Annotated in this window: 4 protein-coding genes; 1 reads left to right on the plus strand and 3 read right to left on the minus strand. The window is 70.6% G+C overall.

Features of this window, described 5'->3' with window-relative positions:
• Positions 1-788, minus strand: a 788-nt coding sequence (locus tag V7050_RS17715; RefSeq protein WP_442885709.1) for a carbamoyl phosphate synthase preATP-grasp domain-containing protein, incomplete at its 3' end; no start/stop codon positions are given.
• A 187-nt stretch (positions 789-975) separates the two neighbouring features.
• On the opposite strand from V7050_RS17715, the gene V7050_RS17720 reads away from it, so the two are divergent.
• A complete protein-coding gene (locus V7050_RS17720; protein WP_324368155.1) occupies positions 976-2,688 on the plus strand; it encodes a chloride channel protein in 1,713 nt (570 codons plus the stop codon).
• Between the two features lie 25 nt (positions 2,689-2,713).
• Here V7050_RS17720 and V7050_RS17725 read toward each other — a convergent pair whose 3' ends face one another.
• Positions 2,714-4,090: a M20/M25/M40 family metallo-hydrolase gene (locus V7050_RS17725; protein WP_324368157.1), complete on the minus strand. Its 1,377-nt coding sequence runs from the start codon at positions 4,088-4,090 to the stop codon at positions 2,714-2,716.
• Positions 4,091-4,124: 34 nt separating this feature from the next.
• Positions 4,125-5,447: SLC13 family permease (locus V7050_RS17730; protein WP_324410938.1), on the minus strand; the 1,323-nt coding region annotated here is incomplete at its 5' end.

The following is a 5,447-nucleotide window of genomic DNA, read 5'->3' on the forward strand; positions in this document are numbered from 1 at the left end:
ATCTGGTATTCCTTGTCGGTCAGCGTCAGCGCCGGGGCGACGGTGATCGAATCGCCGGTATGCACGCCCATCGGGTCGACGTTCTCGATCGAGCAGACGATGATGCAGTTGTCCGCCTTGTCGCGGACCACCTCCATCTCGAATTCCTTCCAGCCGAGCAGCGATTCGTCGACCAGGATCTGGGAGACCGGCGAGGCGGCGAGCCCGGTCTTGCAGATGCGCTCGTAGTCCTCGCGGTTGTAGGCGACGCCACCGCCGGTGCCGCCGAGCGTGAAGGCGGGGCGGATGATCGCCGGCAGGCCGACGTGCTCGATGGCGTCGAGCGCCTCCTCGAGCGAATTGGCGATGGTGGCGCGCGGGTTCTCGAGCCCGATGCGCTCCATGGCCTCGCGGAAGAGCTTGCGGTCTTCCGCCATCTCGATGGCCGCGCGCTTGGCGCCGATCAGCTCGACGCCGAAGCGCTCCAGCACGCCCATATCGGCGAGCCTCAAGGCGGTGTTGAGCCCCGTCTGGCCGCCCATGGTGGGCAGGAGCGCGTCGGGGCGCTCCTTCTCGATGATCTTCGCGACGACCTCGGGCGTGATCGGCTCGATATAGGTGGCGTCCGCGAGGCCCGGGTCGGTCATGATCGTGGCCGGATTGGAATTGACCAGCACGATCCGGTAGCCTTCCTCGCGCAGGGCCTTGCAGGCCTGGGCGCCGGAATAGTCGAATTCGCAGGCCTGGCCGATGACGATGGGCCCCGCGCCGATGATCAGGATCGAGCGGATGTCGGTACGTTTCGGCATGGGTCGCCTTCGTGTTCGCGGGACCGCCGGTCCGGGGGTGGCCTAGAACCCTCGGCCGGCAAATTGGCGCGGTTATAGAGGCCGGTGCCTTGGCCGCAAGGGTGTTTCCGGCACCCCGGCGGAGGCGAAGCCGTTTGCCAAACGCCGGTCCGGCGATAGGGTGGCGCGGCGAGCAGCAAGGGACCCCATGCGAAGCCCCGGACGGATTCTTCTCGTCTCGGCGCTCGGCGTCGTCACTGGTGGCACCGTCGGGCTGGCGGTGGTGGGTTTCGCCGATGCGGTCGCCTGGGCGAATGCCCTCCTGCCGATCTCGCCCGCGACGCGCGCGGGTTTCGCCGAGAGGCCGGGGCTTCTGGCGCTGCTGACGGTGCTGGTGCCGGTGGCGGGCGGGCTGGCGGTCGGGCAGATCCTGCGTATCGGGCTGGCCGGGGGCGCGGCGCTGGGGCCGGCGGATGCGATCCTCGCGGTCCAAGGGCGCGAGCCGGCGCCGCCGCTCCGGGCCGGTTTCGTTACCGCGCTGGCGGCGCTCGTGTCGCTGGGCATGGGGGCCTCGGTGGGGCTCTACGGCCCGCTTGTGCATCTCGGCGCCACGATCGGCTCGATCTCCGCGCATCTGGGGCGGCGGCTCGCGGGGCTGCGGGACATCGCCATGGCCTGCGGCGCGGCGGCGGCGATCGCGGCGGCCTTCAACGCGCCGATCGCCGGGCTGATCTTCGCCCATGAGGTCGTGCTGCGGCATTATTCGCTCCGGGCCTTCGCGCCGGTCGCCGTGGCCGCGGTGACGGGATACCTGATCTCGAGCGCGGTGCTGGTGCGGCCGGCGCTCTTTCTCGTGGCGTTCGACGGCGTCGGGCACGGTTACGAATTCGTGCTCTTCGCGATCGAGGGACTGCTCGCGGCCTTCCTGGCGGTGGCCTACATGACGGCGATCTTCGCCGCGACGCGGATCGCCGAGCGCTCGCCGCTGGCGCCCTGGCTGCGGCCGGCCTTCGCCGGGCTGGTGCTGGGGCTGGTGGCGCTTGCGGTCCCCGGGGTGCTCGGCGTGGGCAAGGACACGCTGGCCTCGGTGATCGGGGCGGAATCGCTGTCGGCGGGCGGGCTGGCGGTGCTGCTGGTGGCCAAGCTCGCCATGACCGCGCTCTGCCTCGGCTTCGGCTTCGTGGGCGGCGTCTTCAGCCCGGCCTTGATGATCGGGGTGCTGGGGGGGACGCTCTACGGGCTCGGGGTGGCGCAGCTCCTGCCGCTCGATCTGACCGGGGTGCTGCCCTACGCGATCTGCGGCATGATGGCGGTGACCAGCCCGGTGATCGGCGCGCCGCTCAGCACCATCCTCATCGTCTTCGAGCTCACCCACAATTACGATCTGGCGATCGCGGCGACGGTGGCGGTGGTCTTCTCGAATCTCGTGGCCAACCATGTCTTCGGCCGGTCCTATTTCGACGTGCAGCTGCGCGAGCGCGGGTTCAATCTCCGGGAGGGCCGCGACCGCGCGGTGCTGGGGCGGCGGAAGGTGGCGCGGCACGTGAGCGCGGATTACGTGGCGCTGGGGCCCGAGCAGCCGGTCCAGACGCTGATCGCGCGGCTCGCGGCCTCGGGGTATGCGGAGGCCTTCCTCACGGACGGGGCGGGGCGGTTTCGCGGCGTGGTCCGCCTGCAGGACGCGGTGACCCGTCCCGAGGACATGCGCCTGCGCGACCTGGTGGCTGCCGACCTGGTGATCTTCGGCGAGCGCACGACGCTCCTGGAAGCCATGGAGCGGATGCGCGGCTTCACCGGCGGCGCGGTGCCGCTGGTCGCCGACGACGGAAGGCTTCTCGGCGTCGTGCCGGAGGGCGCGGTGATCGGCGCCTATCTCGACGAGATCCGCTCGCTCAGGCAGGAGGAGAACGCCGGCGCCTGAGGCGCCCGGCGCCACCGGCGGTCGGCTAGAGCGCCGCGAGGATGCGGGCCCAGGAGCGGATGCCCTTGTGGAAGCTCTGCAGGTCGTATTTCTCGTTGGGGCTGTGGATGCGGTCGTCGGTGAGCCCGAAGCCGACCATGACCACGTCGATGCCGAGCCTTTCCTTGAGCAGCGTGGTGACCGGGATCGATCCGCCGCCGCCCACGAAGGCGGCATCGCGGCCCCATTCGTCGGTCAGCGCCGCCTGGGTCTTCTGGAAGGCCGGCGCGTCCGTGTCGAAGGCGACCGCCGTGCCCGATCCGTGCTCGATGAACTCCACGCTGCAATCAGAGGGGATGCGCGCCTTCACGAAGTCGCGGAAGGCGGCACGGATCTTGTGTGGGTCCTGATCGAAGACCAGACGGAACGAGATCTTCGCCGAGGCCTGGGCCGGGATCACCGTCTTGAAGCCCTCGCCCTGGTAGCCGCCGCCCATGCCGTTGACCTCGGCGGTCGGGCGCGACCAGGTCTGCTCGAGCACGCTGCGGCCCTTCTCGCCAGCGGGCTGGGCGAGGCCGACCTCGCCGAGGAAGGCGTCCGGGTCGAAGTCGAGCTTCGCCCAGCTCGCGCGCAGGGCCTCGGGCAGGTCCGGGACGCCGTCGTAGAAGCCCGGCAGGGTGACGCGGCCCTCCCCGTCGCGCAGATCGGCGAGGATGCGGGCGAGCACGTGGTTGGGATTGGCCGCCGCCGAGCCGTAGAATCCCGAATGCAGGTCGCGGTCGGCGCCGCGGATGATGATCTCCTCGCCGCAGAGGCCGCGCAGCGAGGTGGTGATGGCCGGGGTGCGGGCGTCCCACATGCTGGTGTCGCAGATCAGCGCCAGGTCGGCGCGCAGCTCCTCGATATTGGCGTCGAGGAAGGGCGGCAGGTTCTCGCCGCCCGATTCCTCCTCGCCCTCGAGCAGGATGGTCATCGGCAGCGGCAGGGCGCCGGTCACCGCTTTCCAGGCGCGGCAGGCCTCCACGAAGGTCATCAGCTGGCCCTTGTCGTCGGAGGCGCCGCGGGCGACGATCATCTTCGATCCGTCCGCGCGGGTGACGATGCGCGGCTCGAAGGGATCGTGCTCCCAGAGCTCCAGCGGATCGACCGGCTGCACGTCGTAATGGCCGTAGAAGAGCAGGGAGGTGCCCGCGGCCGCGCGGTCGTGGCCGACCACCATCGGATGGCCCGCGGTGTCGCGCACGCTCGCCTCGAAGCCGATGGAGGCGAGGTCGGCGGCATGCCATTCGGCGCAGGCCCGGGTCGCGGCGGCATAGGCCGGATCGGTGGAGATCGACTTCAGGCGCAGGGTGGCGAAGAGGCGCTCGATGGCCTGATCGAGGTCGGCGTCGATGCGGTCGAGGACGGCTTCGAGATCGGACATGCGCGTTCTCCCTGTTGCGCGATTCCCGTCGATGTCAGAACGGCCAGATCAGCGGTACCACAAAAACGGCCATCAGGAAGAACCAGAGCATCATCGGCAGGCCGAACTTCCAGTAGTCGCCGAAGCGGTAGCCGCCCGGCTCCATCACCATCAGGTTGGTCGGCGTGGCGACCGGGGTGAGGAACGAGGCGGCGGCCGCGACGGCGACCGACATCAGCACCGGCTGCGGCGAGACCCCCATCTGCTCGGCGGCGACGACCGAGATCGGGATGATGATGAGCGCGGTCGCGGTGTTCGAGATCACCTGGCCGAGGGCGCCGGTGAGGATGAAGAGCCCGGCGAGCAGCGCGCGGGGGCCGAAGCCGCCGACGGCGTCGATCAAATAGGTGGCCATCAGCTTCGCCGCGCCGGTCTGGGTGATCGCGGTGGAGAGCGGCATCATCGCGCCGACGAGGATGACGGTGGTCCAGTTGATCGAGCGGTAGATCTCCTCGACGTTGAGGATGCCGAAGAGCAGCACCGCGCCCGCGGCGAGGATCCCGGCGGCGGCGGCGGGGACGAGGCCGGTGGCGAGCAGGACGACCATCACCGCCATGATGCCGAGCGAGATCGCGGCGTTGCGGCCCATCGGCACCACCTGGCGGCGGACGAGCTCGGGGCTGTCGACGACCAGCGCCTCGGGCGGGGCGATATAGGTCTCGAGCGCCTCCCAGGTGCCCTGGAGGAGGAGCGTGTCGCCCTTCTTCAGCGGCTGGCCCGGGGCGAGGTCGATGCCCTGGCGCTGGAGCGCGAGCACGACGAGATTGCCGCTCGGCGTGACCATGCCGGGAAAGAGGCGCTCGCCGATCAGCGGCGAGCGGGGCGGGATGATCACCTCGGCGAGGCCGGAAGCGGTTGTGAAGAGGCCGACCTCGAACTTCACCCCCTCGGCATCGGCGGGGCTGAGCATCAGGTCGGCGGCGAGCTCGGCGACGTCGTCGGCATCGGCACGCAGCGCGATCAGGTCGCCGGCCTCGATGGCGCCGAGCCGGGCGGCGCCGCTGCCGGCGGCCTCCTGGACGGTGAGGAGCGAGACGCCGGGGCTGCCGTCGAAGGCGAGTTCCGCCCGCGGCCGGCCGACGAGGGGCGATTCGGGGCGGACGCGCAGCTGGTGGATGTCGCTGTCGAGGCGGAACTGCTCGACCAGGGTGCGGGCGTGGCGGCTGAGGTCGGGCGGGAGCGCGCGGTTCTCGCGCACCGGCAGCAGGCGGGGGCCGAGGAGGAGGGCGAGGATGATGGGGCCGAGGACGAGGAAGACCCCGACATAGGCGCATTCTTGCAAGCCGAAGCCGCGCTCGCCGGCATCGAGCGAGGCCTC

Source organism: Amaricoccus sp. (assembly GCF_036846665.1).
Lineage (GTDB): Bacteria > Pseudomonadota > Alphaproteobacteria > Rhodobacterales > Rhodobacteraceae > Amaricoccus.

What these genes read in the sequence shown, in the direction of transcription:
- V7050_RS17720 (WP_324368155.1), top strand. Translation starts at nt 976, where the DNA reads ATGCGAAGCCCCGGACGGATTCTTCTCGTCTCGGCGCTCGGCGTCGTC.
- V7050_RS17725 (WP_324368157.1), bottom strand. Translation starts at nt 4,090, where the DNA reads ATGTCCGATCTCGAAGCCGTCCTCGACCGCATCGACGCCGACCTCGAT.